General features: G+C 53.3%; 20 protein-coding genes and 1 pseudogene. 10 read left to right on the top strand and 11 right to left on the bottom strand.

The annotated features are described in order from the left end of the window. Positions 1-506 precede the first annotated feature (506 nt). Together V8L71_RS11095 and V8L71_RS11090 are read left to right on the top strand one after the other, a co-directional pair. Entirely contained in the window at positions 507-1544 is a 1038-nt protein-coding gene (locus V8L71_RS11095; RefSeq protein WP_336274146.1) for a CNNM domain-containing protein, read from the top strand. Positions 1545-1752: 208 nt separating this feature from the next. After that, complete coding sequence (locus V8L71_RS11090; protein ID WP_336274145.1) at positions 1753-2403, top strand: peroxiredoxin; 651 nt, start codon at positions 1753-1755, stop codon at positions 2401-2403. Positions 2404-2457: 54 nt separating this feature from the next. Here V8L71_RS11090 and V8L71_RS11085 read toward each other — a convergent pair whose 3' ends face one another. Next, the gene (locus V8L71_RS11085; protein ID WP_336274144.1) at positions 2458-3729 is read right to left on the bottom strand and encodes a methyl-accepting chemotaxis protein; all 1272 of its coding nucleotides are present in this window, start codon (positions 3727-3729) and stop codon (positions 2458-2460) included. 347 nt (positions 3730-4076) lie between these two features. Here V8L71_RS11085 and V8L71_RS11080 point away from each other — a divergent pair, with 347 nt between their 5' ends. Beyond that, a complete protein-coding gene (locus V8L71_RS11080) occupies positions 4077-4853 on the top strand; it encodes a ZIP family metal transporter (protein ID WP_336268464.1) in 777 nt (258 codons plus the stop codon). A 7-nt stretch (positions 4854-4860) separates the two neighbouring features. On the opposite strand, the gene V8L71_RS11075 is transcribed toward V8L71_RS11080, so the two are convergent. Further along, on the bottom strand, positions 4861-5340 hold the full coding sequence (locus V8L71_RS11075; protein WP_101145192.1) for a MerR family transcriptional regulator: 480 nt from the start codon (positions 5338-5340) through the stop codon (positions 4861-4863). A 68-nt stretch (positions 5341-5408) separates the two neighbouring features. On the opposite strand from V8L71_RS11075, the gene V8L71_RS11070 reads away from it, so the two are divergent. Continuing rightward, positions 5409-7613, top strand: a complete 2205-nt coding sequence (locus V8L71_RS11070; protein WP_101145193.1) for a heavy metal translocating P-type ATPase — start codon at positions 5409-5411, stop codon at positions 7611-7613. Between the two features lie 9 nt (positions 7614-7622). Here V8L71_RS11070 and V8L71_RS11065 read toward each other — a convergent pair whose 3' ends face one another. Further along, on the bottom strand, positions 7623-8636 hold the full coding sequence (locus tag V8L71_RS11065) for an isocitrate dehydrogenase (protein ID WP_101145194.1): 1014 nt from the start codon (positions 8634-8636) through the stop codon (positions 7623-7625). Between the two features lie 520 nt (positions 8637-9156). Between V8L71_RS11065 and V8L71_RS11060 the strand changes: the two genes are divergently transcribed. The 3 genes from V8L71_RS11060 (at position 9157) to cfa (ending at position 12894) form a co-directional block, all read left to right on the top strand. After that, complete coding sequence (locus tag V8L71_RS11060) at positions 9157-10647, top strand: SulP family inorganic anion transporter (protein ID WP_101145195.1); 1491 nt, start codon at positions 9157-9159, stop codon at positions 10645-10647. A gap of 19 nt (positions 10648-10666) precedes the next feature. Beyond that, positions 10667-11524: a universal stress protein gene (locus V8L71_RS11055; RefSeq protein WP_101145196.1), complete on the top strand. Its 858-nt coding sequence runs from the start codon at positions 10667-10669 to the stop codon at positions 11522-11524. Between the two features lie 206 nt (positions 11525-11730). Next, complete coding sequence (gene cfa, locus V8L71_RS11050) at positions 11731-12894, top strand: cyclopropane fatty acyl phospholipid synthase (RefSeq protein ID WP_101145197.1); 1164 nt, start codon at positions 11731-11733, stop codon at positions 12892-12894. On the opposite strand, the gene V8L71_RS11045 is transcribed toward cfa, so the two are convergent. From V8L71_RS11045 to crcB (V8L71_RS11035), 3 genes are all read right to left on the bottom strand, one after another. Further along, a complete protein-coding gene (locus tag V8L71_RS11045) occupies positions 12891-13853 on the bottom strand; it encodes an arsenic resistance protein (protein WP_101145198.1) in 963 nt (320 codons plus the stop codon). The genes cfa and V8L71_RS11045 overlap by 4 nt on opposite strands. Before the next feature lie 188 nt (positions 13854-14041). Beyond that, entirely contained in the window at positions 14042-14428 is a 387-nt protein-coding gene (crcB, locus tag V8L71_RS11040; protein WP_101145199.1) for a fluoride efflux transporter CrcB, read from the bottom strand. Further along, positions 14425-14826, bottom strand: coding sequence for a fluoride efflux transporter CrcB (gene crcB, locus V8L71_RS11035; protein WP_101145200.1), 402 nt, complete (start codon positions 14824-14826; stop codon positions 14425-14427). Before crcB (V8L71_RS11035) ends, crcB (V8L71_RS11040) begins: the two co-directional genes overlap by 4 nt. 169 nt (positions 14827-14995) lie before the next feature. Here crcB (V8L71_RS11035) and V8L71_RS11030 point away from each other — a divergent pair. Continuing rightward, positions 14996-15508 (top strand): annotated as a pseudogene (locus tag V8L71_RS11030) (universal stress protein); the annotation flags it as partial. 40 nt (positions 15509-15548) lie between these two features. Here V8L71_RS11030 and V8L71_RS11025 read toward each other — a convergent pair. Beyond that, the gene (locus tag V8L71_RS11025) at positions 15549-17240 is read right to left on the bottom strand and encodes a 2-isopropylmalate synthase (RefSeq protein WP_336274143.1); all 1692 of its coding nucleotides are present in this window, start codon (positions 17238-17240) and stop codon (positions 15549-15551) included. A 193-nt stretch (positions 17241-17433) separates the two neighbouring features. Between V8L71_RS11025 and V8L71_RS11020 the strand changes: the two genes are divergently transcribed. Continuing rightward, positions 17434-17919: an Lrp/AsnC family transcriptional regulator gene (locus tag V8L71_RS11020; RefSeq protein ID WP_008956313.1), complete on the top strand. Its 486-nt coding sequence runs from the start codon at positions 17434-17436 to the stop codon at positions 17917-17919. Positions 17920-18000: 81 nt separating this feature from the next. Beyond that, positions 18001-18360 carry a RidA family protein gene (locus V8L71_RS11015; protein ID WP_101145203.1) on the top strand — a complete coding sequence of 120 codons (360 nt, stop codon included), beginning with the start codon at positions 18001-18003 and terminating at the stop codon, positions 18358-18360. 11 nt (positions 18361-18371) lie between these two features. On the opposite strand, the gene V8L71_RS11010 is transcribed toward V8L71_RS11015, so the two are convergent. The 4 genes from V8L71_RS11010 to V8L71_RS10995 form a co-directional block, all read right to left on the bottom strand. Continuing rightward, the gene (locus tag V8L71_RS11010; protein ID WP_008956315.1) at positions 18372-19235 is read right to left on the bottom strand and encodes a MurR/RpiR family transcriptional regulator; all 864 of its coding nucleotides are present in this window, start codon (positions 19233-19235) and stop codon (positions 18372-18374) included. Next, positions 19225-20991, bottom strand: a complete 1767-nt coding sequence (locus tag V8L71_RS11005) for a GGDEF/EAL domain-containing response regulator (RefSeq protein ID WP_336274142.1) — start codon at positions 20989-20991, stop codon at positions 19225-19227. Before V8L71_RS11005 ends, V8L71_RS11010 begins: the two co-directional genes overlap by 11 nt. After that, positions 20988-23600, bottom strand: coding sequence for an ATP-binding protein (locus V8L71_RS11000; protein WP_336274141.1), 2613 nt, complete (start codon positions 23598-23600; stop codon positions 20988-20990). Before V8L71_RS11000 ends, V8L71_RS11005 begins: the two co-directional genes overlap by 4 nt. 88 nt (positions 23601-23688) lie before the next feature. Continuing rightward, positions 23689-25044, bottom strand: a complete 1356-nt coding sequence (locus V8L71_RS10995) for an aldehyde dehydrogenase family protein (protein WP_336274140.1) — start codon at positions 25042-25044, stop codon at positions 23689-23691. Positions 25045-25187: the final 143 nt, after the last annotated feature.

Below are 25187 nucleotides of genomic sequence, written 5' to 3'. Positions count from 1 at the left end.
CTTCCAAGCCCAGGCCGAGTGTTAGAATCTGGGTGCCGTCCATGTCATACCTCCTGCCGCTGTGGAGGTCATATTCTGGCCCAGCTCAGGGGGCGAATTCCACACCCAACGTCGAAGAGCCGAAAATGCAGGCCGTATGATTGAGTAATGCTTTATAGAGAGATGCGTTAAAAAAGTTGTTATACATTTAGGCCTTCTCTGTATTTAGTCGAATAATACTGGGAACAGGCACAAGGGGAGGCACCTAAGTGAAAAGAGGCTTGATTATCAAGTGAGTTTAATTATTGTAACTTCTTCTTTATTGATGAATCTGAACTCATTTTTAATAATATAGTTCTCTTTGCACTAGATTTGTAACCCTTCAACTGTGAACAAAAGTAAACTTTGAAAGGCGCAAGCTAGGGGGGAGGCCAATGGATGGTTTCTGCTGCTTTGGTGATGGCTGTTATTGACATTCGTCTGCCTTACCCCTATAAACGCGAAATAATCCATCACCCTAGGCCCTCATGTTCCTCTTAATCACGATTGCTACCCTTTCAATCGCGTTCTCATTCTTATGTTCCATCCTTGAAGCGGCGCTTCTTTCGATTACCCCCAGCTATATAGCTAAACAGAAAGAAGACAATCCCAAGTTGCATGCCTCGCTTACGCGCCTAAAAGCCAATATCGACCGGCCACTCGCGGCGATTTTGACGCTCAATACTATCGCTCATACTGTGGGGGCAACCGCTGTGGGTGCTCAGGCGGCCGTGGTATTTGGTGAAGCCTCTATCGCTATTGTGTCGGCAGTGATGACGATGCTGATTTTGATCTTGTCGGAAATTATCCCAAAAACCATTGGCGCAACGTACTGGCGCGGTTTATCGCCGTTTCTGCCACGCCTGTTAAATCCTATGATTATGGGTTTGCTGCCTTTTATCTGGATGTCAGAACAGATTACGCGCCGCCTAGGCAAGTCAGAGCATGATGTCGACCTGCGTGATGAAATCAAAGTTCTCGCGCGCGTGGGCCTGGAAGAGAGCGTGCTGGATGCGGATGAATCACGCACCATCATCAATATGCTTAACTTGCACGATATCCTGGTGAGCAAAGCGATGACGCCACGTACCGTGTGTGTAACGGTGCTGCCTGATATGACCGTCTCCGCGTTTGATAAGCAGTATGGCAAAGCGCCGTTCACGCGGTTCCCCGTGATGGATAACGGCGAGCAGGCGTTTGGCTATGTGCATAAAGCCGATATGTACCATGCAGACGATGCCAAAACGATGCGTGAACTGATGCACCCGATTGGTAGCGTGGATGTTTCAAATAATGTAGAGCAGGTGTTTACCTCTATGCTCAAAGATCACCTGCATATGCGGGTGGTTTATGATGAGCACGGCACTTTTGTCGGCTTGATTACGCTTGAGGACATTATCGAAACCATTCTGGGGCAGGATATTGTCGATGAGACCGACAATGTAGCCAATTTGCGCCACTACGCGAAACAGCAGTGGATCAAGCGCGTTAAGCGGGATGATAAAAACGCCAAAGCGGCTGAGTAAACCTTTTTCAGCTTATTGGTATAAAACGGCGCCTTAGGGCGCCGTAGTACGTTTTATCGTCAGGCTTTTACGCCTTTATACTGGGCTTGGCTCTACAGAGTGAACGTTGCCTTGCCACTGGCTGTCTTAGCACTAAATGATCTATAGTGAAGGTGTTGAAAGATAAATAAGGTATTAGGGCGTTCAACGTCCATTAAGGAGGAAAGCAATGTCATTACGTATCAATGCAGTCGTGCCTGATTTTAAAGCGGAGACTAGCCAGGGGCCGATTCAATTTCACGAATGGATTGGCGATAGCTGGGCTATCCTGTTTTCACACCCGAAAGACTTTACCCCGGTCTGCACGACGGAATTTGGTGCTGTTGCCACTCTGAGCGAAGAGTGGAAAAAGCGCGGCACCAAGGTGATCGGTGTATCGGTTGATGGCGTGGAAGACCACAAACGCTGGGGCACTGATATTAAGAACGTATCCGGCAGCGATGTTGATTTTCCTATCATCGCTGACGATAGCCTGACTGTTTCCAAGCTGTTCGATATGCTGCCTGAAGATGCCTATTTACCTGATGGCCGCACGCCAGCAGACAGTGCCACGGTACGTTCGGTATTTATTATCGGACCGGATAAGCAGTTGAAGCTCTCGATGACATACCCCATGACCGTGGGGCGTAATTTTGCTGAAATTCTGCGTGCCCTGGATGCACTGCAAACCACCGCGAAGCACGGTGTTGCCACTCCGGCTGATTGGATGGTAGGGCAAGACGTTATTATTCCACCTAGCGTTTCTGATGAAGACGCCAAACAGAAATATGGCGAATACGAAACGATCCTGCCCTATTTGCGCAAAACACCGCTACGTTAACAGCGTGGTATAAGCTACAAAAGCCAGTACAACAGTGCTGGCTTTTTTATTGGGTTAGCGAGGAGATTCCAACGCTAGCTGCTCAATAGACGTTGACACACTGCGCGCACCAATCAGTATTTCATTCACAATGACCTCAATTTCGCCCACGCTGGCTTGGCTTGATTTGCCCTGTTCCACCACTTGCTGCATAGCATGCGTAGTGCGTTCCACCAATGCGCTGTTGTCTTTAAGCACTCGGGTAATTTCTTCAACTGCTTCGCTGGAGCCCTTGGCTAAACGGCGTACTTCGTTTGCAACCACCGCAAATCCGCGGCCTTGCTCGCCGGCTCGCGCTGCTTCAACTGCAGCATTAAGCGACAATAGGTTGGTTTGATTGGCAATTTGCGCGATTGAAGCGGTGATTTTATTAATTTGGTCAGCTTGTTGATTAAGGGCGGCTATTAAGCTCTGTGCTTCGTTGAGCGTGTGTGTGGCTTGTTCTGAATCCTTGAGTATTTGTTTGAGGTGAGTTAAACCGCTCTGGGCTATTTTTTCAGTCTGTGTTGACGATGTTTGCGCCGTATTAACCGTTATATACGCTGCTTCTGATTCTTGAATTGAGCGGGTAATATCCGTGGCAAATTTGACTACTTTGATGATTTTCCCTTGCTCATCGTGGATTGGGTTATAAGTGGCTTCCAACCAGATAGTGTTGCCACGAGCATCAATGCGCTCAAATTTACCCTGCATAAATTCGCCACGGCTTAACCGCTCCCAAAAATCAGGGTGCTGCTGGTAAAACGTATCAGGGCAAAATTGGCGGTGATGAACGCCTCTTATTTGTTCAGCTGCGTAGCCCATTGTTTGTTCAAAATTACTGTTTGTATCCAGTACATACCCATCTGGAGTGAATTCAATCACTGCCATAGAGTTATTCAACGCCTGAAGAATGGCGCGCTCCCGCGCTGCATTTTGATGTTTGTCTGTAACGTCGCTAGCGACTTTAAATATCTGTATAACTTTTCCACGCCGGTTTTTGATAGGTATATAGGTCGCCTCAAGCCAAATTTCCTTGCCTTCAGCGTTTAAGCGCCGAAAGCGACCCTGCTGGCTGTAGCCTGCGGCGAGTGTTTCCCAAAAAGCGGCGTATTCGGGCTGGTTGGTTTCTTCAGAAAAGCAAAACATGCGGTGATGCTGCCCTTTAACCTGCTCAAGCGTGTAGCCCACCGTGTTCAAAAATAGAGGGCTTGCCTCTTTAATCTCACCAGTAGGGGCGAATGAAATACAGGCAGTATGTTGCAATAGGGCGCTATGTTGAGGTGAATGGCGGTGAAGGCTTAGCATTTATAAAATGTCTCGATCGTATAGGGCTTGTATAGTTATGCAAATCATAATAGACATTCGGTGTAAAATCACTTTTTTGTAGCGATATAGCACATAATGTTATTAACACATTGTAATTGAAATTTTACATATAGCGGAAGAGAAGGCGGCTTTGTTATTGAGACCGCCAGGCCTAGGTGTTAATTGACTCGTTGGCGATGCTCAATGCAGAGTGAGGCGGGCGAAGTGATGTTCGCCGGTTTTGGCCTCGCTTAGCCTTTCTCCCGCGACTTTTGGTACAAAACCTAGACAACAACGTGTCGTTCTGTTTTATGTCTTGCTAATTGCTAACCGGGTTTATGTTGTTCATGGAAAATACGTTGTTATTAGGGTTTTTAGGCAGCTTAACGGCCGGGCTGCTAACGGCTGTAGGCGCATTACCAGTGCTGCTAGGCAAAGCGCCCAGCCGTGGCTTTCGCGATTTGGCGTTGGGTTTCGCCGCTGGGGTGATGCTGGCGGCGTCTTTCTTTTCGCTGATTATTCCCGCGCTGGATGCCGCTGAAATCTATTATTCTGGTGGCCCCGTGCCCGCCGCGATTGTGTGTACCGCTATTTTGTTGGGCATGGGCGCGATTGCGCTGCTTAACGAGCATCTTCCCCATGAGCATTTTGCCCAGGGGCGCGAAGGGCCAGCGGCTGCATCACTGCGCCGGGTATGGTTGTTTGTATTTGCCATTACCATTCACAACCTGCCAGAAGGCATGGCGGTGGGCGTCGGTTTTGGCGCCAATGGGCTAGAAGGCGGCATGCCGCTGGCGATCGGCATTGGCCTGCAGAACATGCCGGAAGGGCTAGCCGTCGCGGTTGCGTTGATGGGCGAGGGCTACTCGAAGTGGCGCTCCTGGTCGATTGCTGCGCTAACCGGCTTGATCGAACCCATTGGTGGGCTGTTTGGCGCCAGTATTATTAGCGTTTCGCAAATATTGCTGCCATGGGGCTTAGCCTTTGCCGCTGGCGCCATGCTGTATGTGATCAGCCATGAAATCATTCCTGAAACCCACCGATCCGGCCATCAGAAGAAAGCCACCTTTGGTTTGGCGATGGGGCTGGTGATTATGCTATTTCTGGATGTGTGGCTGGGCTAACTTCACGTTAACCGATGACATCCGCGCCACCGTGGGGGCCAGAGTGCTCACACAGGCGATGGTCGCTCAGCACGTCAATAATATGGCACTGGCCAATATTGCCTCCCGCGCACTGATTGATCATGCGCTGCAGCTCATCGCGCACCGCGGTTAGCCGCGCAAGCCGTGCTTCTACTTCGGCTAGGTGATGTTTGGCCAAGGTGTCGACCTCTTCGCAAGGCATGGCGGGATAATCCGCCATTTGTAAAAGCTCCCGTACCGCCTCAACCGAAAAGCCAAAATCCCGCGCATGACGAATAAACGTTAATCGACGGACAGCCGACGCCGTATAGCGGCGCTGGTTGCCTTCGTTGCGCGGTGCTGAAGGCAGTAGACCAATGCGCTCGTAATAGCGCACCGTTTCCGGTTTGCAGCCGGACTCACGTGCCAATTCACCAATGCCAATGTAGCGCTCAGTGGGGGAGAGCGCTGGGGAATGTTCTTTCATTGCTTGAACCTCTAGTCGCTACAGGTATTACGCTGTTCTTAAGATAGTCGAACTGGGAGTTCCATGCGATGAGTCATACGCCCCCTACTAAAACCACGCAAGACAAGACCCCTCAAGCGACGCCCACGCCCACCACCCTGCGTGTACAGGGCATGGATTGTGGCGGCTGCGAGCGTAAAGTCGAAGCGGCGCTAACGCGCTTACATCATGTCGAAGAAGTCTCCGCGAGTTCTGTTACCGGCTCGGTGCGATTGACCGCGCTGCCTGGGAAAACGCTGCCCCATGCCGAGATAGAGTCGACCATCACTGCGCTGGGTTACCAGGTAATTGATGAGTCGGCGAACACGGCTGAAGCGACAACACGTACCCCTTGGTGGAAAACGCCTAAAGGGCGTTTAGTGCTTGTTAGTGGGGTACTGCTGGCGCTTGCTTGGGCGCTTAAATTTGCCTGGCCTAGCCTGGGCACTTGGCCGTTTGTCGTCGCGACGGTGGTTGGCCTTGTGCCGATTGTCCAGCGTGCTGGGCAGGCGTTGAAGATGGGGAACCCCTTCACCATTGAGATGCTGATGAGCATTGCCGCCATTGGGGCGCTGGCGATTAACGCCGCCGCCGAAGCCGCGGTCGTGGTGTTTCTGTTTGCGGTGGGGGAAATGCTGGAAGGCGTTGCCGCCGCCCAGGCGCGGCGCAGTATTTCCGCGCTTTCTAAGCTGACGCCCTCTACCGCGCGATTAATGGAGCAAGGCAATATTCGTGACGTCGCTGCCGCTTCGCTTCAGCCCGGCCAGCGGGTGCAAGTACGCCCAGGCGACCGGTTACCCTGCGATGGGCTCATTATGGCGGGATGCTCCTCAATTGATGAATCGCCAGTCAATGGTGAATCGGTGCCGAGTGAGCGTGGCGAAAGGGAGGGGGTGTTTGCGGGCACCGTCAACCTAGACGGCGTGCTGGAGGTCGAGGTAACTAAAAGTGCAGAAAACAACACGATTGCCCGAGTGATCAAGCTGGTGGAAGAGGCCCAGGCGGCGAAAGCACCGGTGGCGCGTTTTATCGACCGCTTTGCTTTTTACTACATGCCTGCGGTGGTGGCAGTAGCGCTGCTGGTCGCTATTATACCGCCGCTGGTGTCGCCAATGCTGTGGTCGGAATCCATCTACCGCGCCCTGGCGCTGCTGTTGATCGCTTGCCCCTGTGCGCTGGTAATCTCGACTCCCGCGGCCATTGCAGCAGGCTTGTCGGTGGGCGCTCGTCATGGCCTGTTGATGAAAGGCGGCGCGGTGTTAGAGCAGTTAGGCAAGCTGAAACGCGTCGCGCTGGATAAAACCGGTACGCTCACCGCAGGCACGCCCTCGGTGACCGATGTGGAGAGCTTTGAAACTGACGGCAGTGTTGATAAAAACAGTCGGGATGAAGTAGTGCGTCTCTCCGCTGCGCTGGAGCAGGGCTCGAGCCACCCCCTCGCCGTGGCGATTAGTGATTATTTTCACCGGCAGCAGGATGCTCCGCTGCCTACTGTGCAAGGTGCCCATGCGCTAGCAGGGCATGGCGTTGCTGGGCGGGTGGATGGGCGTGAGTTAATGCTGGTAAGTCCGCGCTACTTGCAACGTTTCAACAGGCCCACCAGTGAAGGCGATAAGCGCATTGCCGCGCTGGAAGCGCAGGGCAAAAGCGTGGCCGTCTTGATCGAAGTAGACAGAGAGAACGAGCGCCCGTTAGGTCTGATCGCCCTGCGTGATGAGCCGCGTGAAGATGCTCGCGAAGGACTTCAAGCGCTTGAGCGCCTAGGCGTACAGGCCGTGATGCTCAGTGGAGACAACGCCCGCACCGTGGCCGCCATTGGTGAGCAGTTGGGCATTGAAGCTGAAGGCGAGCTGATGCCCGAAGACAAAGCCCAGCGTGTGCGCCAGTGGCAGGCACAAGGTCTTGGGCCGATAGGTAAAGTGGGCGATGGTATTAACGACGCACCGGCGCTCGCGGCAGCGGAAGTAGGTATTGCGATGGGCAGCGGCACCGATGTGGCGCTAGAAACCGCCGACGCCGCTTTGCTTAAAAACCGCGTAGTGGGCATTGCCGAAATGATTGCGCTCTCCCGGGCCACCATGCGCAATGTTAAAACCAATGTGGCCTTGGCGCTTGGCTTTAAAGCGCTGTTTCTGGTCTCTACCGCGCTGGGGATTACGGGGATGTGGGTCGCTGTAATGGCGGACACCGGGGCAACTGTGCTGGTCACCCTCAATGCGTTGCATTTATTGCGTTACCGCTTTAACGACGTTTAAACCCTCTAGTTAGCCTTGAACGTACTCGACCAACGCCTGGGCAAAGGAATCGGTGCTGCCGGTGCCGCCCATGTCGGGGGTAACCATATCGCGGCGGGTTTCCAGTACGGTGCGAATGCCCTGGCGGATAGCGTCGCCTTTCTCGTTCATGCCCAGGTGATCGAGCATTTGCGCGGCAGCCAGCAGTAGGGCACAGGGGTTAGCAATGTTTTTGCCTTCGATATCTGGCGCGGAGCCGTGCACGGCTTCAAAGATTGCCGCTTTTTCGCCGATATTCGCCCCAGGCGCCAGGCCCAGTCCACCCACTAGACCTGCACATAGGTCAGAGAGAATATCGCCAAACAGGTTGGTAGTGACCACCACATCAAACTGATGCGGGTTCATCACCAGTTGCATGCAGGCGTTATCGACGATCATCTCCTGAAATTCGATCTCGGGGTACTCTTTGGCGATCTCACGCGCCACGTCCAAGAACAGCCCAGAGCTGGTTTTGATGATGTTGGCTTTATGTACCGCGGTGACTTTTTTGCGGCCGTTGTTTTTGGCCAGCTCAAAAGCGTAGCGCACAATACGCTCTGAGCCTTTGCGGGTAACTTTGATTACCGAAATGCCGGTATTGCCGTCGTCGATCATTTCCTGACCGTCGGAAAGGTAGGCGCCTTCGGTGTTTTCGCGCACGGTGATCATGTCGATATCGTCGTAGCGCGAGCGGGTGCCGGGGAAGCTAATCGCCGGACGCACGTTGGCGTAAAGATCAAAGTGGCGGCGTAGCTGTACGTTGATTGAGGAGAAGCCCTTACCAATCGGCGTGGTCAGCGGGCCTTTTAGGGCAATGCCGTATTTTTCGATGGCATCCAGCGATTCCTGGGGAATCAGCGTGCCGTGCTTTTCAAGCGCGCCCAGGCCGGCGTCAATATGTTGGTAATTCAAGCCGCAATCTAACGCGTCGAGTACTCGTAGCGTGGCCTGCATAATTTCGGGGCCGATACCGTCGCCTTTGATGACTGCAATAGATTGGCTCATGTGCTGCTCCTCTTTAATCGGCAGGCTTATTCGGCATGCTTATGGGGCAAGGAATGGCGTGCCGCTTCAACGTGAAAAGTTGGGATTAAATGTCTCTTTTAGCGGTGCAATGGTACGCCAAATTGAACCTAGAGGGCACCCTGCAAAGGGTGTAGGGCGGGTGCAGTCAACAATAATTGCTGCTAGAATGCGGCGGCTTATTACAACGCGATTAAATATAGCGTTCTTCTGACAGCAAGGCATAACGGCAATGACCTTTTCAAATTCAACACAAGCATTACCCACTTCAGGGCTGATGACTCCGCCCTAGGTTTCCCCCTCCCCAAGCGATACGTCTAGACACGTTAATTGCGTTGTCATGGCGTTACGGCATGCTATTGCCATTCTTCCGCCGATTGGCGGGCCGAACCTTAGATTGCTCCAGCACTGGCTCATTAGTCTGATACCGCGCGTCTTGCGTGCGCCACTGTGTCGCGTCGAGGGTTTGTACTATTTTAACCTCCAGCCATGGACTCCCTGAATGTCTCTCTATAGTAAGCAAGAGTGGTTTTCCAATATTAAAGGCGACACGCTCTCGGGAATCGTGGTCGCCCTTGCGCTGATTCCCGAGGCGATTGCCTTTTCAATCATCGCAGGCGTTGACCCCAAAGTTGGTCTTTATGCCTCCTTCTGTATCGCGGTGATTATTGCCTTCACCGGTGGTCGTCCCGGCATGATTTCAGCGGCAACCGGCGCTATGGCGTTACTGATGGTGACGCTGGTGCGCGAACATGGGCTTGAATATCTACTGGCGGCAACGCTGCTTACCGGTGTACTGCAGATTATAGCCGGTTACCTGAAACTCGCGGATTTGATGCGCTTCGTGTCGCGCTCAGTGGTTACCGGGTTTGTGAATGCGCTGGCGATTTTGATCTTCATGGCACAATTGCCGGAATTGACCGACGTGACCTGGCATGTTTATGCCATGACGTTGGCGGGCTTGGGCATTATCTATCTGTTTCCCTATTTACCCGTCATCGGTAAATCGATTCCTTCACCGTTGGTCTGCATTGTGGTGCTAACCGCGGTCTATATGATTAGTGGGATGGATATCCGCAGTGTCGGTGATATGGGTGAACTGCCCGATACGCTGCCTGTTTTTCTGTGGCCCAGCGTGCCGCTGAATCTGGAAACACTATGGATTATTTTACCTTACGCGTTGATGCTGACTGTGGTGGGCCTGCTTGAGTCGATGATGACCGCCACCATTGTGGATGACCTGACCGATACACCGAGTAATAAAAATCGCGAGTGTAAAGGGCAGGGGATTGCCAATATAGGTGCCGGGCTGATGGGCGGCATGGCTGGCTGTGCCATGATCGGTCAATCAGTTATTAATATTAAGTCCGGTGGCCGGACGCGATTATCGACGCTGATTGCTGGCGTGGTGCTCTTAATGATGGTGGTCTTCCTGTCAGATTGGGTGTCGCAGATACCCATGGCGGCGCTGGTGGCGGTAATGATCATGGTATCAATCGGCACCTTTAGCTGGGAATCGATCCGGGACCTGAAAAAACACCCCCTAAGCACCAATATCGTCATGTTGGCTACTGTGGCGGTCACGGTTAGCACACACAACTTGGCTATCGGCGTATTTGTCGGTGTGCTGTTGGCGGCGCTGTTCTTTGCTAACAAAGTGGGCAACATTCTCTACATCGGTTCAAAAGAGATCGAAGCGGGCAAAGAGCGTGAATATCAAATAGTCGGCCAAGTGTTCTTCGCCTCTTCTGAGCGTTTCACGGCCGCTTTCGATCTCAAGGAAAGTATCGAGAAAGTGACGATTGATCTTTCCCGTGCACACTTTTGGGATGTGACTGCCGTACAAGCGCTGGACCGGATCGTGATTAAATTTCGCCGTGAGGGTACTGAAGTAGAGCTTGTTGGTTTGAGCGAGGCCAGCGCGACGGTAGTGGATCGCTATGCGGTTCATAACGACCCCGAAGCGGTTGAAAAATTGATGGGCGGCCACTAACCAACGCAAGGAGCGCAACATGACAGATCAAGTATTAGCCGCTATTGACGGCTCCCAGTTTTCAGAAGGCGTCTGCGATTACGCCGCCTGGGCAAGCTTGGCCATGGATGCACCGTTAACCTTTGTGCATGTGGTCGACAATCATTCAGGCGTACCCGAAGAGCAGAACCTTTCCGGCAACCTGCGTTTCGGCGCCCGCGAACGGCTGATGAAAGAGCTTTCCGAACTTGATGAGCAGCGCGCGAAGGTGAATCGCGAGCAAGGCAAGTTGATGTTGGAAGCCGCCAAAGAGCGCGCAATAGAAGATGGGGTCAGCGACCCCGCCACGCGCCAGCGCAATGGCACCCTGGTGGAAAGCCTGTTAGAGCTTGAGAAAGACATACGTTTGCTGGTAGTGGGCAAGCGCGGTGAAACCGCCCACCAAGCCAGTGGGCATCTGGGTTCTAACCTTGAGCGGGTGGTGCGTGAACTGCACCGCCCGATCCTGATGGTGCCGAAAACCTTCAAGCGGCCTGAAAAGATATTGATAGCCTTTGACGGCAGCAAAACCGCCCGAAAAGGCGTCGAGATGCTGGCCCGTTCGCCGCTGTTTGCAGGCACCGAGTGCCATGTGCTGATCGTGGGTGCAGAAACGGCTGAACGCCGCTCCGAGCTTGAGTGGGCGTTAAGCACGTTGCGTGAAGCTGGCCACCAGGCCGAAGGCGCTATTCGTGCTGGCGAGGTAGATGAAGCCCTGCAAGCCTACGAAAAAGAGCACAGCATTGACCTGCTGGTGATGGGCGCCTACGGGCACTCGCGTATTCGCCACTTGCTGGTAGGTAGCACAACCACGGCCATGCTACGTGGTAGCCGCATACCGGTACTGATTTTGCGCTAAGGCTCACTAAACAGCAGCGCATCACCGTTTAGCTCGCATTGCGACTTCTTCTCTGCAGCCGGCCCTCGTAATTTGAGTGGCCGGTTTTTTTGTATTTAATTAGCGTTAAGGTGGCTTATTTAACAATGCTAATGTTGCAATGCGGTTCTATGCTGATAGTCAGGTTGTTATCTATTCACACACTGGAATAGTGCGAGGAGCCTGCCTTGAATATGCCTACCTTAGAGAGAACAGTCCCTGTTGGCTTCGATGAAGCCTCTCCTTCCCATCGTTTTGTCGCCGAGTTGCTGGCCCAAGCCGATATTCAGTTGGATGGCCGACGATCCTGGGACATACAGCTAAAAGCACCCGGTGTTATCGATAGCGCCCTTTCGCGAGGTAACCTCGGGCTTGGCGAAAGCTATATGAAAGGGGATTGGGACGCTGCGCAACTAGACGAGCTGTTTTACCGCTTAATGCGTGCTCAGCTTGGGCAGCGTATCAAGCCTACCCAACTAGTGTATTACTCGTTACGTTCGCGCCTGCTGAATCGCCAAACCGTTAAGCGCGCATGGGAAGTGGGCGAAAAGCATTACGATCTGGGTAATGACTTCTATGCTGCCATGCTTGATCAACGCATGACGTATACCTGCGGTTACTGGAAACATGCTCAAACGTTGGATGAAGCCCAGGAAGCCAAGCTAGATCTCATTTGTCGAAAACTTCAATTGAAACCAGGTATGCGCGTGCTGGATATCGGCTGCGGTTGGGGAAGCTTTATGGCCTACGCTGCCGAGCATTACGGCGTTGAATGCGTGGGCCTTACGATCTCTAAGGAGCAAGCCGAGTTCGGGCAGCGGCTGATCAAAAAAGGCCTGCCGGTTGAGTTTCGCTTGCAGGATTACCGTAATGAGCACGAGCAGTTTGACCGCATTGTCAGCATCGGCATGTTTGAGCACGTGGGGCATAAAAACTATCGTGAATTTATGAGTGTCGCCAACCGTTGCTTAAAAGATGATGGGCTGTTTTTGCTGCATACCATTGGCAAAAATCTAAGTAATACGGTCACCGACCCCTGGATTGATAAGTACATTTTCCCCAATGGGGAGCTGCCCACCATGGGGCAAGTCACGGACGCTGCTGAAGCGCTTTTCGTGGTAGAGGATGTACATAACTTTGGGGCTGATTACGACCGTACGCTGATGGCTTGGCATCAAAACTTTGAGGCTCACTGGCCGACGTTTAAAGACCAGTATGGCGAGGGGTTTTATCGCATGTGGCGCTACTATTTATTAAGCTGCGCTGGTGCTTTCCGCGCTCGGGAAATCCATCTCTGGCAGTTGGTGATGAGCAAGCAGGGGGTGTTGGGGGGCTATCACCGCATCAGTTAATGTATTTTCTCTGGCAATAGCTTGCTAGGCACCCAGCGTAAGAATGCCACCATGCCAAAGAGTTCGATGAGTGATTGAAACACAATCACGACTACCGCGGCCTGCCAAGCGCTGGGTAGCGTCAGGGCGATAGGCAGCATTACAAAGGAGTTACGCGTGCCAAAGCTAAAGGCCAGGGTTCGGGCGCTAGCGGTGGGCAATGCAAACAGCTTGCCTAGCCCTTTGCCCAGCAGTGCCGCGAAGAGTAAAAAACCGATAAAGATAAAGACGACCTGAGCCAACACCTCGCTAAGCTCGATCACAGTGTGAACCTGCGAAGCGGCAATCATAAACACCACCAGCGCCAATAGCGGCACGGGCAGCAGCCCCAGGCAGGCAACGCTGCGTTTAATGCTGCGGCGGCCTTGGGCTAGGTATTCAGTCAGCCAAGCGAGCACTAACGGCGTAATAATAAGGCCGGTAAAGGCACTCAGTAGCTCTTTAGAAAGCGTTAACTGAAACCATTCACTGCCTAAAAACAGCCAAAGATAAATCGGTAGCGCAACCATCTGCACCAGCAGCAGTAGCGGGGTGGCAGCCATCGCCCGGGCGGCATCGCCTTTGCCTAAATGCGTAAAGGTGATAAACCAATCGGTGCAGGGTACTAGCAGTACCAGCAGAACGCCTGCCAGCACTGCGGAAGAAAGCGGTAGCCACAAAACGAAAAGCGCTAAAAAAGCGGGAATGGCGATAAAGTTGCCGGTTAGTAACGCCGCCATAAAGCGCTTGTCAGTGAAGCTGCGGGCAATGTTCAGTAAGGGGATTTGAGTAAAGGTGGCATACAGTAGTATGCCTAATAGAGGCCATACTAACGGCGCTAGGCGCTGAGCAAATCCCGGCGCCCCGATGCCTAGTGCTAAACCCAAGCCAATGAATACCAGATAGAGCCAAGACTGATACTGTTCCATCTGATCGCGCATACTGGATCGTCCTTTGGCTGACGGTTTTGCTAGGGTTTGTACGAAAAGTCGGCGAGCGATGGCTAGACAAGGCAAAAATCAACGAAAAAGCGGAGTTTACAGGGTGTAAATGAGCATTTTGATCGGACTCGCGCACGAGATGATTTTTAACGCCGTATAGACGAGCGCAGGCAGTTTTCGTACAAAGCCTAACGAGAAAGCGCCATGCGTTCACCCACAACGGCGGCACCCAGCCAAAGCGGCAGGCTGACCACTATATAAACCAGCGCCATAGCTGGTTTGCCCACCTGCACCAGATACAGCGTCTCTAAGCTAAACAGCGAAAAGGTGGTAAAGCCCCCGCAAAACCCGGCGACCAGTAACGGTTGCAAACGCGCGAGTGGGCTGTGGGGTGAGCGCGAGAAGGTGGCAGCCAACCAGCCGATTAAACAAGAACCCAGCACGTTGACGATAAGTGTTCCCCACGGGAAATAACCCCCTAATGCCGCCTGCGATAACAGCGAAACGCCGTAACGTAGCACGCTGCCGACGCCGCTGCCGATGCCCACCGCAAGGTACGCTCTCCAGGCACTCATAAGTTCGCTCCTGACAGAGAAGCGCCTGATAACAACCAGCCAAAGGTGACCATGGCTAAGCCAAACAGCAGCGTGGCCCCTACATTCACGCTGGCGCGCAGTTGCTGGCCGCCTTGCCATAGCTCGATGGTCTGCAAGCTAAAAGAAGAAACGGTGGTGTAGCCACCCAGTAAACCGGCGACAGTGAACAGCCATAAAGGTGAGGGGGCGTTGGCGATACCTAGGCTGCCGAGTAGCCAGCCCGCTAGAAACGCGCCGCTGGCATTAACCGCCAGGGTTCCCCAGGGAAAGGCCTTACCGAGATAGCGGGCCAGTAGATTGGAAACCGCAAACCGCCCCATGCCACCCAGCGCGCCGCCGAGTGCGACTAACAGTACGCTTGTTAAGCCATCACTCATGCTTCCCCCTTAGGCGCTCAATAAATAGGCCGCCCAGTTTAGCATGTGCGTTTTATAGCGTCCGAAGCACGCAAGAGCGTTTTAGGGTGTCGCACGTCAATCAGTTGGTGTAGAAAAGGTCGAGAATATAACAACAATGTTGATGCCCCCGCTCAAGGAGAAGTACTCCATGTCAGATCGCGTGTTGGCCGCTATCGATAGTTCTCAGTTTTCAGAAGGTGTGTGTGATTATGCGGCCTGGGCCGCTAAAGCGCTGAATGCGCCGCTTAGTTTTATCCACACCGTCGATAATCATCACGCCCAGGTAACCGAGCCGGATTTAACCGGTAACCTAGGATTAGGTACCCGAGAGCACCTGCTGGAAAAACTCTCGGGTATAGAAGAGCAGCATGCCAAAGTCTCCCGTGAACGCGGGCGACTACTGTTAGACGCCGCCAAAGAGCGTGCGATAAGCGCGGGCGTTGCCGAGCCGCAGTGCTTGCAGCGCAACGGTACGCTGGTGGAAACGTTAGTCGAGAACGAAAAAGAGGTGCGCTTGCTGGTAGTCGGCAAGCGGGGCGAAACGGCGCACCAAGCCAGCGGCCATTTAGGCTCCAACCTTGAGCGTGTGGTGCGGGAAATGCACCCGCCGATTCTTATGGTGCCGAAACAGTTTACCCAGCCGCATAACGTGAGCTTGAGTCAGGCTACATCGCCAGTTGAGGTTTAGGTGGCAGCGGCGGTTACAGCGTCAGCTCTGCTTCCTTGGAAGATGATCCCTTTGCCACTGTTTGAGCGGCGAAATTGATACCCGCGATGATCGCCTTGAGCGATGCACTTACTGTATCGCTGTCCTCGGCTACCGCGCAGAGCCGCTGACCATCGATATTAAGCTGCACAAAGGCAATGGCATTGGCCTCGCTGCTGGCACCGAGAGAGTGCTCGCTGTAATCGATAATGCCTACGCTGCTGCCGGAGTGACGTTGCCACGCATCGGTAAACGCGGACATCGCGCCGTTGCCCTTGCCTGAAAGGCGTAGCGTTTCGCTACCTTGTTGCAGCGTGACTTCAATGCCTTCCTGCTGACCCTTGGAAAGCCGGTAGTCGACTAGCGAGAGCGGTGCTTCCTGGGTGAAGTGATCAAACATCACCTGGCGAATCATTTCGCTGGAGAGTTCGCTGGCGCGTTTTTCGCTCTCTTGCTGCACGTAAGGCGCCAAGGCCAGCATCATCCAACGCGGCAGGTTAATGCCGTAATCGCGTTCCAGCAGGAAGGCCATGCCCCCCTTACCGGACTGGCTGTTGACGCGAATGACGGCCTGATAGTCGCGACCGATGTCATGGGGATCAATGGGCAAATAGGCCACTTGCCACGGCTCGTCGGGCTTCTGGTGCTTGAGTGATTTACGGATCGCATCTTGGTGACTGCCTGAGAAAGCGGTGTAGACCATCTCGCCCACCCAGGGGTGGCGTGGGTGAATCGCAATCCCGGTGCACTCGTTGACGACCTGAATGATTTCATCAGGATTGGAAAGATCCAGCTCAGGATCAATGCCTTGGCTATAAAGGTTCATCGCCAGGGTGACGATATCCATATTACCGGTACGCTCGCCATTGCCCAGCAGGGTGCCTTCTACCCGCTCGGCACCGGCCAGCAGGGCAAGCTCGGCGGAGGCGACAGCGCCACCGCGGTCGTTGTGGGTATGCACCGAGATGATCACACTGTCGCGGCGGCTGATGTGCTGGCAGAAGTACTCAATCTGGTCGGCGTGATGGTGCGGCCCAGCCACTTCCACCGTGGTCGGCAGGTTGAGAATGCATTTGTTGTCCGGCGTTGGCTGCCAAACATCCAAGACTGCTTCGCAGACCTCCAGGGAAAAATCGATTTCGGTGCTGGAAAAGCTTTCCGGTGAGTACTGAAAGCGCCAGTCAATGTCCGGGTAACGGTCGGCGTAGGTCTTAACCCAGGTGGCGCCCTGTACCGCGATATCCACAATACCGGCGCGATCCATCTCAAAGACACGTTCGCGCTGAACCGTTGAGGTGGAGTTGTAGAGGTGAACAATGGCGCGTTTGGCGCCTACCAGCGAGGCAAAGGTCTTTTCGATCAGGTGTTCGCGACACTGCACCAGCACCGCAATGGTGACGTCATCGGGAATTTGATCCTCTTCGATCAGCCAGCGCACGAAGTCGTAGTCCGGTTGGCTGGCCGAAGGAAAGCCCACCATGACTTCTTTGATACCTACTTTAACGATCTGATGCCAGAAGCGCTGTTTCTGCTCAACGGTCATCGGCTCAAGTAACGCCTGGTTACCGTCGCGTAGGTCTTCGCTCACCCAGATCGGGGCGTGATCAAGGTCACGATCCGGCCATTGGCGATTGAAGGCAGGCACACGGGGCGCAGGGCGATATTTGCGATGATCAAAAGCAGACATGGTGGTTTCCTAATCGTAGCTGGGTGATTGAGTCGGCTGCTTGTGGCGACCGTGCTAACGTGTTCACTGCTTTTGGCAGCTTCCTTAGTGTAAAAGGTTTGCCGCGCTAGGTTCTTGCGAAGATAGGGTTAACAAGAACATAATTGGCATAATATATCGTTTTGATTAACTATTTTGGTAGGAGCTGCCTGTTATGTCCGTGTCGCCATTGGTGTTGGATCGTTTCGATCGTCATATCTTGGATATAGTGCAGCAGGAGGGGCGTATCAGTAATCAGGAGTTGGCCGACCGCATTGGGCTTTCACCTTCGCCGTGTTTGCGCCGGGTGAGGGCACTGGAAGAGCATGGCTTAATCCTGCATTACCGTGCCGAGGTAGATTCCCGCCAGCTGGGTTATCAACTGATGGCGCTTTTGCATATTTCCATGGATCAGCACACGCCGGAGCGCTTCGATAATTTTGAGCGCCATATTCGCGAGATACCCAACGTCATTGAGTGTTTGATTATTACCGGTCAGGCGGCGGATTTTCAGCTCAAGATTCTGGTGCGCGATATGGATGACTATCAGCACCTGCTCCTGCACGTGATCAACCGGATTGAAGGCGTGACGGGGGCGCACACCAGCTTTGTCCTGCGGCGGGTCTTTGAACATCGCCCGGTGCCTACCGATCGGCTTTGATAGCCTTAATGCTTTTGGCATGGTCAAAGGTAAGCTAAGCGGTTTAGACTGCTTTTTTTCTACTTATTGGGAGTTTGCACTATGACGATTCAGCGCCACGATACGAAAGCCCGCATGAGCCGTGCGGTGATTCACCAAGGGGTTGCCTATTTGTGTGGTCAAGTGGCTGGCCCTGAGGCCCGTAATGGCGATATTACCGCGCAAACCGAAAGCATGCTGGCGCGGGTAGATGCGCTACTGAAAGAGATTGGTTCAAGCCGTGAACAGTTGCTTAGCGCGACGGTTTACCTAAAAGACGGCAGCGACGTTGCTGCCATGAACGAAGTATGGGACGCCTGGGTACCGGTAGGCTACGCCCCGGCGCGCACCTGCGTGTGCGCACCGCTGCCAGCTGATGAGCTGAAAGTGGAAATTACCGTCACCACCGCCGTCAGTGAGTAAACACCCACTACTCACTTGCCGGGCTTTTCCACCGGAAAGCGGGTGTCGCGCAGGCTGTCTTTGATTTTCTTGAGGTGGGGTAAGAAGTCTTCACCACGCCTCAGGGTCACTCCGGTGGCCAGCGCATCAATCAGCGTTAATTGGATTACCCGCGAGGTCATCGGCATGTAGTGGTCGGTGTCTTCGGGCGTGGCCACTTCAAGCGTGGCAGTACACTCATGCGCTAACGGTGAATTGGGCGCGGTGATGCCCAGAACCACGGCGCCGGCATCCCTCGCCAAGCGGGCAATATCCACTAGTTCCCGGGTGCGGCCGGTGTAGGAGATAATCACTACCACATCACCGGTATGGCAGGCGGCGGCGACCATGCGTTGCATCAGCACGTCTATGTAGGCCATCACCGGCAGGTTGAAGCGGAAGAACTTGTGTTGGGCATCCTGGGCCACTGCGCCAGAAGCGCCCAAACCAAAAATGTGGATCTGTTTTGCCTGGGTGAGGTAGTCGACCATGCGCTCGATGGCGGCCATGTCGATTTCACGCTGTGCTTCGTCTAGTGCGGCTATGGTGGCGCCAAAAATTTTTTGGGTGTACTGGGTGGCGGTGTCGCCGGGCTCCACGGCTCGGGTGACATAGGGCGTGCCTCCGGCCAAACTCTGAGCGAGTTTGATTTTGAAATCAGGGTAGCCTTTGGCGCCAAAGTTGCGGCAAAAACGGTTTACCGTGGGCTCACTAACGCTTGCCGCCTGCGCTAGGCTGGCAATGCTAAGGCTGGTAGCGACCGTCGGGTCCTCAAGAATTACATTGGCGACTTTACGCTCCGAGCGGTTGAGTTCTTCTAAACGTTCGCGTAAGCGGTCAAGTAAGTCATGAGCCATTAACGGCCTCCCTAGGAGAAGTAGAAAGAAGCGGCTGCCATTCGCTGCACCAGGTCACAAAGGCCTCGGCAGGCAGCGGGCGAGCATAAAAGTAACCTTGTGCAGCCTCACAGCCAATTGAGCTTAAATACGCCGCTTGGGCGGAGTTTTCGATGCCTTCTGCCACCACATCGCAGCCTACACTATGCGCAAGCTGGGTAATCGTTTGCGCCAGTTGGCGATCAATGGCGCTGGTTTCCAGATCCATCACAAAGGCACGATCGATTTTGAGTGTCGAAAAGGGCAGCGTTTTAATATACGCCAGCGACGACTGGCCTGTACCAAAATCATCAATAGCGACAGCGATATTCATTTTGGCCAGCTGCGCGAGCTGTTGGCGAGCGTGATCCATATCGCTCATCAGCCCGGATTCTGTCACTTCCAGAGCAAAAAAGCGCTGGGGAATCTGCTGCTCTTCAAGCCGCGCCAGTAGCTGTTGGGCAAAGTCTTTACGCGTTAGCTGGCGTGCGGCCACGTTGACGGCAATATGGAAGTCATCATTGAGCAGCCCTTGCGCCCGCCAAAGGTTGATGTAGCGCATCGCCTCATTGAGCACCCAGTCACCGATGGCAAGAATATCACCGCTGGCTTCTGCCAGTGGAATAAACTCGCCTGGGGAGATAAGACCGAGCTCTGGATGGTGCCAGCGCAGGAGTGCTTCTGCGCCTATAATTTTGTGATCGGCCAGCGATAGTTTGGGCTGGAAAGCGAGCGACATTTCACCTCGTTCGGTGGCGCCGCGTATCGCCTGCTGAATATGTAGCTGATGGCGCTGCTTCTCCTCAATCGCTGGCGTATAGCATTGGATGCGTAGCGACCCTTGGGGCGGCAACGCTAAGGCGGCCATATGCACCAGGCGTTCAGTCTCAAAATGGCCCGTTTCACCGCTAATCCCGATACGTGCGCTAAGGGGAAGCAGCAGCTCATCCAATGCCTGATCTTGCTCAAAGCAGCCCAGTAGCTGTTCAGCCAGTTGCGTCAGCTTGGCTGAATCTGCCGTTGGTGTGATAACCAGGAGTTCGCTGCCACCCCACAAGCCGAGCAGGCAATCAGCGCTAAGCTGTTGTCGCAGCTGCTGGCTAATGTGACGCAGCAATTGGTCGGCGACCTGGTAGCCGTGCAGGCGCACCACATCATCTAATTTATCAAGCGCAATAAACAATACCCCTGTGCCGGAGGCTTGAAGGGCTGCCGCTTGCAATGCCTGGTTTAATCCGCGGCGATTGGGTAATTGGGTAATTGAGTCAGTGCGCGACTGGCTATCAAGCTCTTGGGTGCGTTTAGCGACCGTCAGTTCTAACGTATCGGCCTGCTTGTCGCGTATTTGATAGCGGTGCTCAATGTTCAACGTATTGCGTATACGCTGGAGGACTTCATCCTGCTTAAAGGGTTTGGTGATAAAATCACGAACGCCCAAAGCGAGAGCACGTTGACGGGTGGCGTCGTCGATTTGTGCGGTGAGCACAATGATCGGAGGCATCTGCTCTTTAAAGTGGGCACTCAATTGCTCGATAACCGCGTAGCCATCTAAATGGGGCATACGGATATCCAGCAGTAGCAGGTCAGGCATCTGCAACTGACAGTGGCCAAGCACTTCCCGTGAATCATTGATACCGTGAACATTCTCGAAGCCATACTCGTCAAGTAGGTCGAGCAATAATTCGATATTAACCGTATTGTCATCAATAACTAGCAGGTGTTTTTCGGTAAGGCTCATGGCACCTTCCTTAACACAGTCGGTAAAAACTGGTGAAGCGTACGGCTTAGCTTCTCGATATCGATGGGTTTCGTCAGGTAATCAGCAAAACCGGCGGCTAAACCATAGCGAAGATCGCGATCCATCGCATTGGCCGACAGGGCAATCACATTAATATGCTGGAGTGCGGGGGTGTTCTGTATCTCCGCTAACGCTTGATAGCCATTCATACCGGGTAAATGAATATCCATTAACACTAAATCAGGCGGCGAGTGTCGCATGATTTCAAGCCCTAGTTCTGCACTGGACACCGTCTGAAGCTCAATATTGGGATAGTCTTCTATAATGTCATCCATCAACCGTTGGTTAGTTGGATTGTCCTCAATATAAAGCAGCTGGAAGATGTGCTCAGTCTCGTTGGCGGTCTCTGAGATTTCGCTAGGCAGCATGTTTTCTTGCGGTAGGCTCTGTTCGTTGATAGGTAACGTAAACCAGAAGCTGGATCCTTCTCCTGGTGCACTTTCCACACCGATTCGCCCTTGCATCCGCCCAATGAGTTCGCGGGTGATGGCTAAGCCGATACCCGTACCTTCCGTTGTGCTCTGCTCGGCATCAAGGCGATTAAACGGTTCAAATAGCTCATGTTGGCGCTCGGCAGCAATCCCTTTTCCCGAATCGGTAACGCTAATACATAGCTCATCGCTCTCTTGCGTTACTGCGATTTCGATAGTCCCGTAATGACTATTATATTTAATCGCATTGGAGAGCAGGTTAAGCAGCACTTGTTTGGTGCGGGTGTAGTCTGCGCTGACTTGCCAGTGGGGAGGGTGGGGTGTGCGAAGTAACGTAATACCCGCCGCTTCAATATTGGCCTCAAGCGTACTGCAAGCATCATCAATCACGTTGGCCACTACGATTGCCTCAATGGATAGCGACAGATGACCGGCTTCTATTTTGGCGAGATCGAGTACCTCATTGATTAAACTCAGTAAATGAAGCCCGCTTTTCTCAATTTGTATTACTTGCCGCTGCTGTTTTTCAGTGAGTGGGTCGCGCCGCCCTTTGGCGAGTAACTGAGAAAATCCAATGATGGCATTGAGCGGTGTGCGCAATTCATGGCTCATTGATGAGAGAAATTCACTTTTCGCCTGATTGGCTATTTCTGCTTGATCTCTGGCGTTAGCCAAATCTTTGGTTACCTTTTCGCGCTCAGCCATTTGGCTGTAAAGGTTGATCAGCAGAGCGCAGGTATCGGTAAACGGCTGAAGCCAATCCAGCAGTGCCTGGTTGAGCGGCTGTTTGCTGTTGGCGATGGCAAACATACCGATCAGCCGCTCGCCGCTGAATATCGGCACACCGAGGTAATTATGCAGCGGTGGGTGGCCCGGGGGGAAACCGCCGCGTTTGGTGTGACTATAAACGTCATTGGTCATGATCACTTCGCCAAACGCAAACACGCGGCCAAGTAGCGATTTTGGGTTGGTAAGCGTCATATCGCCGCTACGCAGTCGTTCCATCAGGTGGCGAGACTCTTCACTCCAGGACAGGTCGGTAATCGCATGGATTTTAAGCGCATTGGTGGTCGTGGTGGGCATTACTTCACCGATCAGCGCGTAGTCACTGTCGGTAAGGTCGCGAAGCGCCTCCATTAAGAAGGTCCATAGGCGTTTTCCCGACATTAATGCTTGATAGTCGGTAACGCCCTGGTGGAGCACTTTGAGCAAGTTCTGCTCTTTACGTATTCTGCGGTTGGCGTTGTAAACATCGGTTAAATCGGTGAGTACGCCTAAAAACTCGACCACTTTTCCGTGATCATCGTGGATGGCATTAATCGCGAGATGAACCGGTATGTAATGCCCCTCTTTATGTAATGCCTCGACTTCACGGCCACGCCCAATGACTTTGGGCTCGTGACCAGCAATATAGCGGGCGATAAACGAATCGTGCTGTGAGCTAATGTCTGGGGGCGTGAGTACAGCGACATTTTTTCCGAGTAGCTCGCTCTCTTCATAACCGAGAAGGTTCAGGGCGAAGGGGTTGATACCAATAATCAGGCCCGCGTGATCAATACGTATCTTGGCGGTGGCGCTTTTGTTGAACAGCGCCTCAAAACGGCGCGCGGTATGGGTAAGGTCCACCTGCAACTTATGCTGGTGTAATAGCTCTTCTACTTGACCGGCCAAGCTACCGAGTAACATTAAGTCACGTTCGCTGAAGTCGCGAGGCTGGCGATCAATGATGCACAGTGTGCCTACCGGCATGCCATTTAATGGCCGTAGTGGGTAACCTGCGTAAAAGCGGATATGTGGCAGGTCGCCGACCAGTGGGTTATCTCTAAAGCGCTCGTCGTGAAGCGTATCTTCGATCACCAGTGGCGCATCAAGTGCAATGGCATGGGCGCAGAAAGAGACTTCCCGGCTGGTTTCACAGGTATCAAGTCCCTGATGCGATTTAAACCATTGGCGCTCTTGATCGACTAATGAAACCAGCGCAATAGGCACATCGAACAAGTCACGGGCCAATTGCGTCATCCGCTCAAAAGCCGTGTCGAGAGGGGTATCGAGTACCTGTAAAGCATGCAAAGCCGCCAAACGCTGTGTTTCATTATCAGGTGTTTCTGTGGCTTGCATGACTATTCCAAAGCTGAGAATTAATAAAACATACCATAAGGGTTTTATGCCAATGTATAACTAAATATCGGACATTAACCCGTAAGCTTTAACCAAGCCCAATCAGTTTCATTAACCAACGCCGGTAAGGCGGATAAAGCATGTGGCTAGGTGTGCGTTTTGATTGATAAAAAACACTACGTAAATGACTAAATCGCTCAAAGCCGTGGCGGCCGTGATAGGCGCCCATGCCACTTTCTCCTACACCACCAAAAGGTAAAGATGGCACTGCGTGATGCAGCAGCGTCGTATTAAACACCAGTGCCCCAGAACGAGTGGTTTCCAGCAACTGTTGCTGTAAACCTTTATCGTGAGTAAATGCGTAAAGGGCTAATGGGTGGGGGCGGGCATTCACAACGTTCATAGCTGCCGATATATCACTGACGCCAATCACCGGTAGGCAGCGGTTAAACGTTTCTTCACGCATCACCTGAAGGCCTTGATGGGGATCGATAATCAGTGCAGGCGCATGCGGGCCGTGGTCAATAATTCTACAGCCATGATCGTGGGCTTCTTGGAGCATGGCCTCTTGCCGCTGTTCATGAGCTGCATCAATGGCAGACGTGGCTGCATGATCGTCGGGCCGCTGCTGTTGAATGGCGTGGCTTAACGCCTTAACCAAGCCGCTAATATGGCGGCTCTCTACCAGCACATAGTCAGGAGCAATACAGGTTTGCCCGCCGTTCATGCCTTTGCCGAAAATAATCGCTGCGGCCGCTTGATCCAGGTCGGCATCGCCCGCCACGATAGCAGGCGATTTACCGCCCAGCTCTAGCGTGATTGGAGTTAAATTCGCCGCCGCCGCTTGGGCGACTTGCCGTCCCACCGCGGTAGAGCCAGTGAATATTAAGTGATCAAACGGTAAGCCGCTAAAGCGACGCGCGACCTCCTCATCGCCCTCCACCACGTTGAACTCTTCAGGGGTGAAGTATTGCGGCACTAATCGCTTCAATAGAGCGCTGGTAGCGGGGGAGTGCTTGCTAGGTTTGAGTAACACCCTATTACCGGCTGCAAAGGCGTCAACCACCGGCATTAACGACAAACACCATGGGTAGTTCCAGGGCGATATCACGCCGACAACGCCCAGTGGCTGAGGCGCAATGCGAGCCCGTGCCGGCAGTAGCCGCCAGGGCATGCTGACCGCCCAAGGGCGCATCCAGCGCCATAGATTGAGTCTTGCGTGACGAATGGCGTCTAGTACCGCGCTGATCTCGGCTATGCGTATTTCTACGTCGCTGCGCTGACCAAAATCAGTTTGAATCGCACGGATAATCTCTAGCTGGTGATGCTTGGTCATGCGCGCAAGGCGGGCCAGTCGTTCACGTCGCACCGTTAGCGTCGGGTAGGGCATTTGATCGGCAGCATGACGCTGCGTTTGGAAGTCACCCGTTAGGTCGCGCTTCATGGCCTCTCCTTGTACGCCGCTATCGGCGCGAGTGATAAGCGTGGGTATCAATGTCGGTATAGTTGGTCGGTAGAGATGGTCGCTATAAACGGCTGACGACAATGATTAATGTAAACGGTTAATGCAGTCAGTTAGTGTAAAGT

Origin of the sequence: Vreelandella indica, assembly GCF_037070225.1 — a bacterium.
Classification (GTDB): Bacteria; Pseudomonadota; Gammaproteobacteria; order Pseudomonadales; family Halomonadaceae; genus Vreelandella; species Vreelandella arctica.
The sequence above is the reverse complement of the archived record's forward strand: the minus strand, read 5'-3'. Positions and strand labels throughout refer to the sequence as shown.

What these genes read in the sequence shown, in the direction of transcription:
- V8L71_RS11095 (WP_336274146.1), top strand. Translation starts at nt 507, where the DNA reads ATGTTCCTCTTAATCACGATTGCTACCCTTTCAATCGCGTTCTCATTC.
- V8L71_RS11090 (WP_336274145.1), top strand. Translation starts at nt 1,753, where the DNA reads ATGTCATTACGTATCAATGCAGTCGTGCCTGATTTTAAAGCGGAGACT.
- V8L71_RS11085 (WP_336274144.1), bottom strand. Translation starts at nt 3,729, where the DNA reads ATGCTAAGCCTTCACCGCCATTCACCTCAACATAGCGCCCTATTGCAA.
- V8L71_RS11080 (WP_336268464.1), top strand. Translation starts at nt 4,077, where the DNA reads ATGGAAAATACGTTGTTATTAGGGTTTTTAGGCAGCTTAACGGCCGGG.
- V8L71_RS11075 (WP_101145192.1), bottom strand. Translation starts at nt 5,340, where the DNA reads ATGAAAGAACATTCCCCAGCGCTCTCCCCCACTGAGCGCTACATTGGC.
- V8L71_RS11070 (WP_101145193.1), top strand. Translation starts at nt 5,409, where the DNA reads ATGAGTCATACGCCCCCTACTAAAACCACGCAAGACAAGACCCCTCAA.
- V8L71_RS11065 (WP_101145194.1), bottom strand. Translation starts at nt 8,636, where the DNA reads ATGAGCCAATCTATTGCAGTCATCAAAGGCGACGGTATCGGCCCCGAA.
- V8L71_RS11060 (WP_101145195.1), top strand. Translation starts at nt 9,157, where the DNA reads ATGTCTCTCTATAGTAAGCAAGAGTGGTTTTCCAATATTAAAGGCGAC.
- V8L71_RS11055 (WP_101145196.1), top strand. Translation starts at nt 10,667, where the DNA reads ATGACAGATCAAGTATTAGCCGCTATTGACGGCTCCCAGTTTTCAGAA.
- V8L71_RS11045 (WP_101145198.1), bottom strand. Translation starts at nt 13,853, where the DNA reads ATGCGCGATCAGATGGAACAGTATCAGTCTTGGCTCTATCTGGTATTC.
- crcB (WP_101145199.1), bottom strand. Translation starts at nt 14,428, where the DNA reads ATGAGTGCCTGGAGAGCGTACCTTGCGGTGGGCATCGGCAGCGGCGTC.
- crcB (WP_101145200.1), bottom strand. Translation starts at nt 14,826, where the DNA reads ATGAGTGATGGCTTAACAAGCGTACTGTTAGTCGCACTCGGCGGCGCG.
- V8L71_RS11025 (WP_336274143.1), bottom strand. Translation starts at nt 17,240, where the DNA reads ATGTCTGCTTTTGATCATCGCAAATATCGCCCTGCGCCCCGTGTGCCT.
- V8L71_RS11020 (WP_008956313.1), top strand. Translation starts at nt 17,434, where the DNA reads ATGTCCGTGTCGCCATTGGTGTTGGATCGTTTCGATCGTCATATCTTG.
- V8L71_RS11015 (WP_101145203.1), top strand. Translation starts at nt 18,001, where the DNA reads ATGACGATTCAGCGCCACGATACGAAAGCCCGCATGAGCCGTGCGGTG.
- V8L71_RS11010 (WP_008956315.1), bottom strand. Translation starts at nt 19,235, where the DNA reads ATGGCTCATGACTTACTTGACCGCTTACGCGAACGTTTAGAAGAACTC.
- V8L71_RS11005 (WP_336274142.1), bottom strand. Translation starts at nt 20,991, where the DNA reads ATGAGCCTTACCGAAAAACACCTGCTAGTTATTGATGACAATACGGTT.
- V8L71_RS11000 (WP_336274141.1), bottom strand. Translation starts at nt 23,600, where the DNA reads ATGCAAGCCACAGAAACACCTGATAATGAAACACAGCGTTTGGCGGCT.
- V8L71_RS10995 (WP_336274140.1), bottom strand. Translation starts at nt 25,044, where the DNA reads ATGAAGCGCGACCTAACGGGTGACTTCCAAACGCAGCGTCATGCTGCC.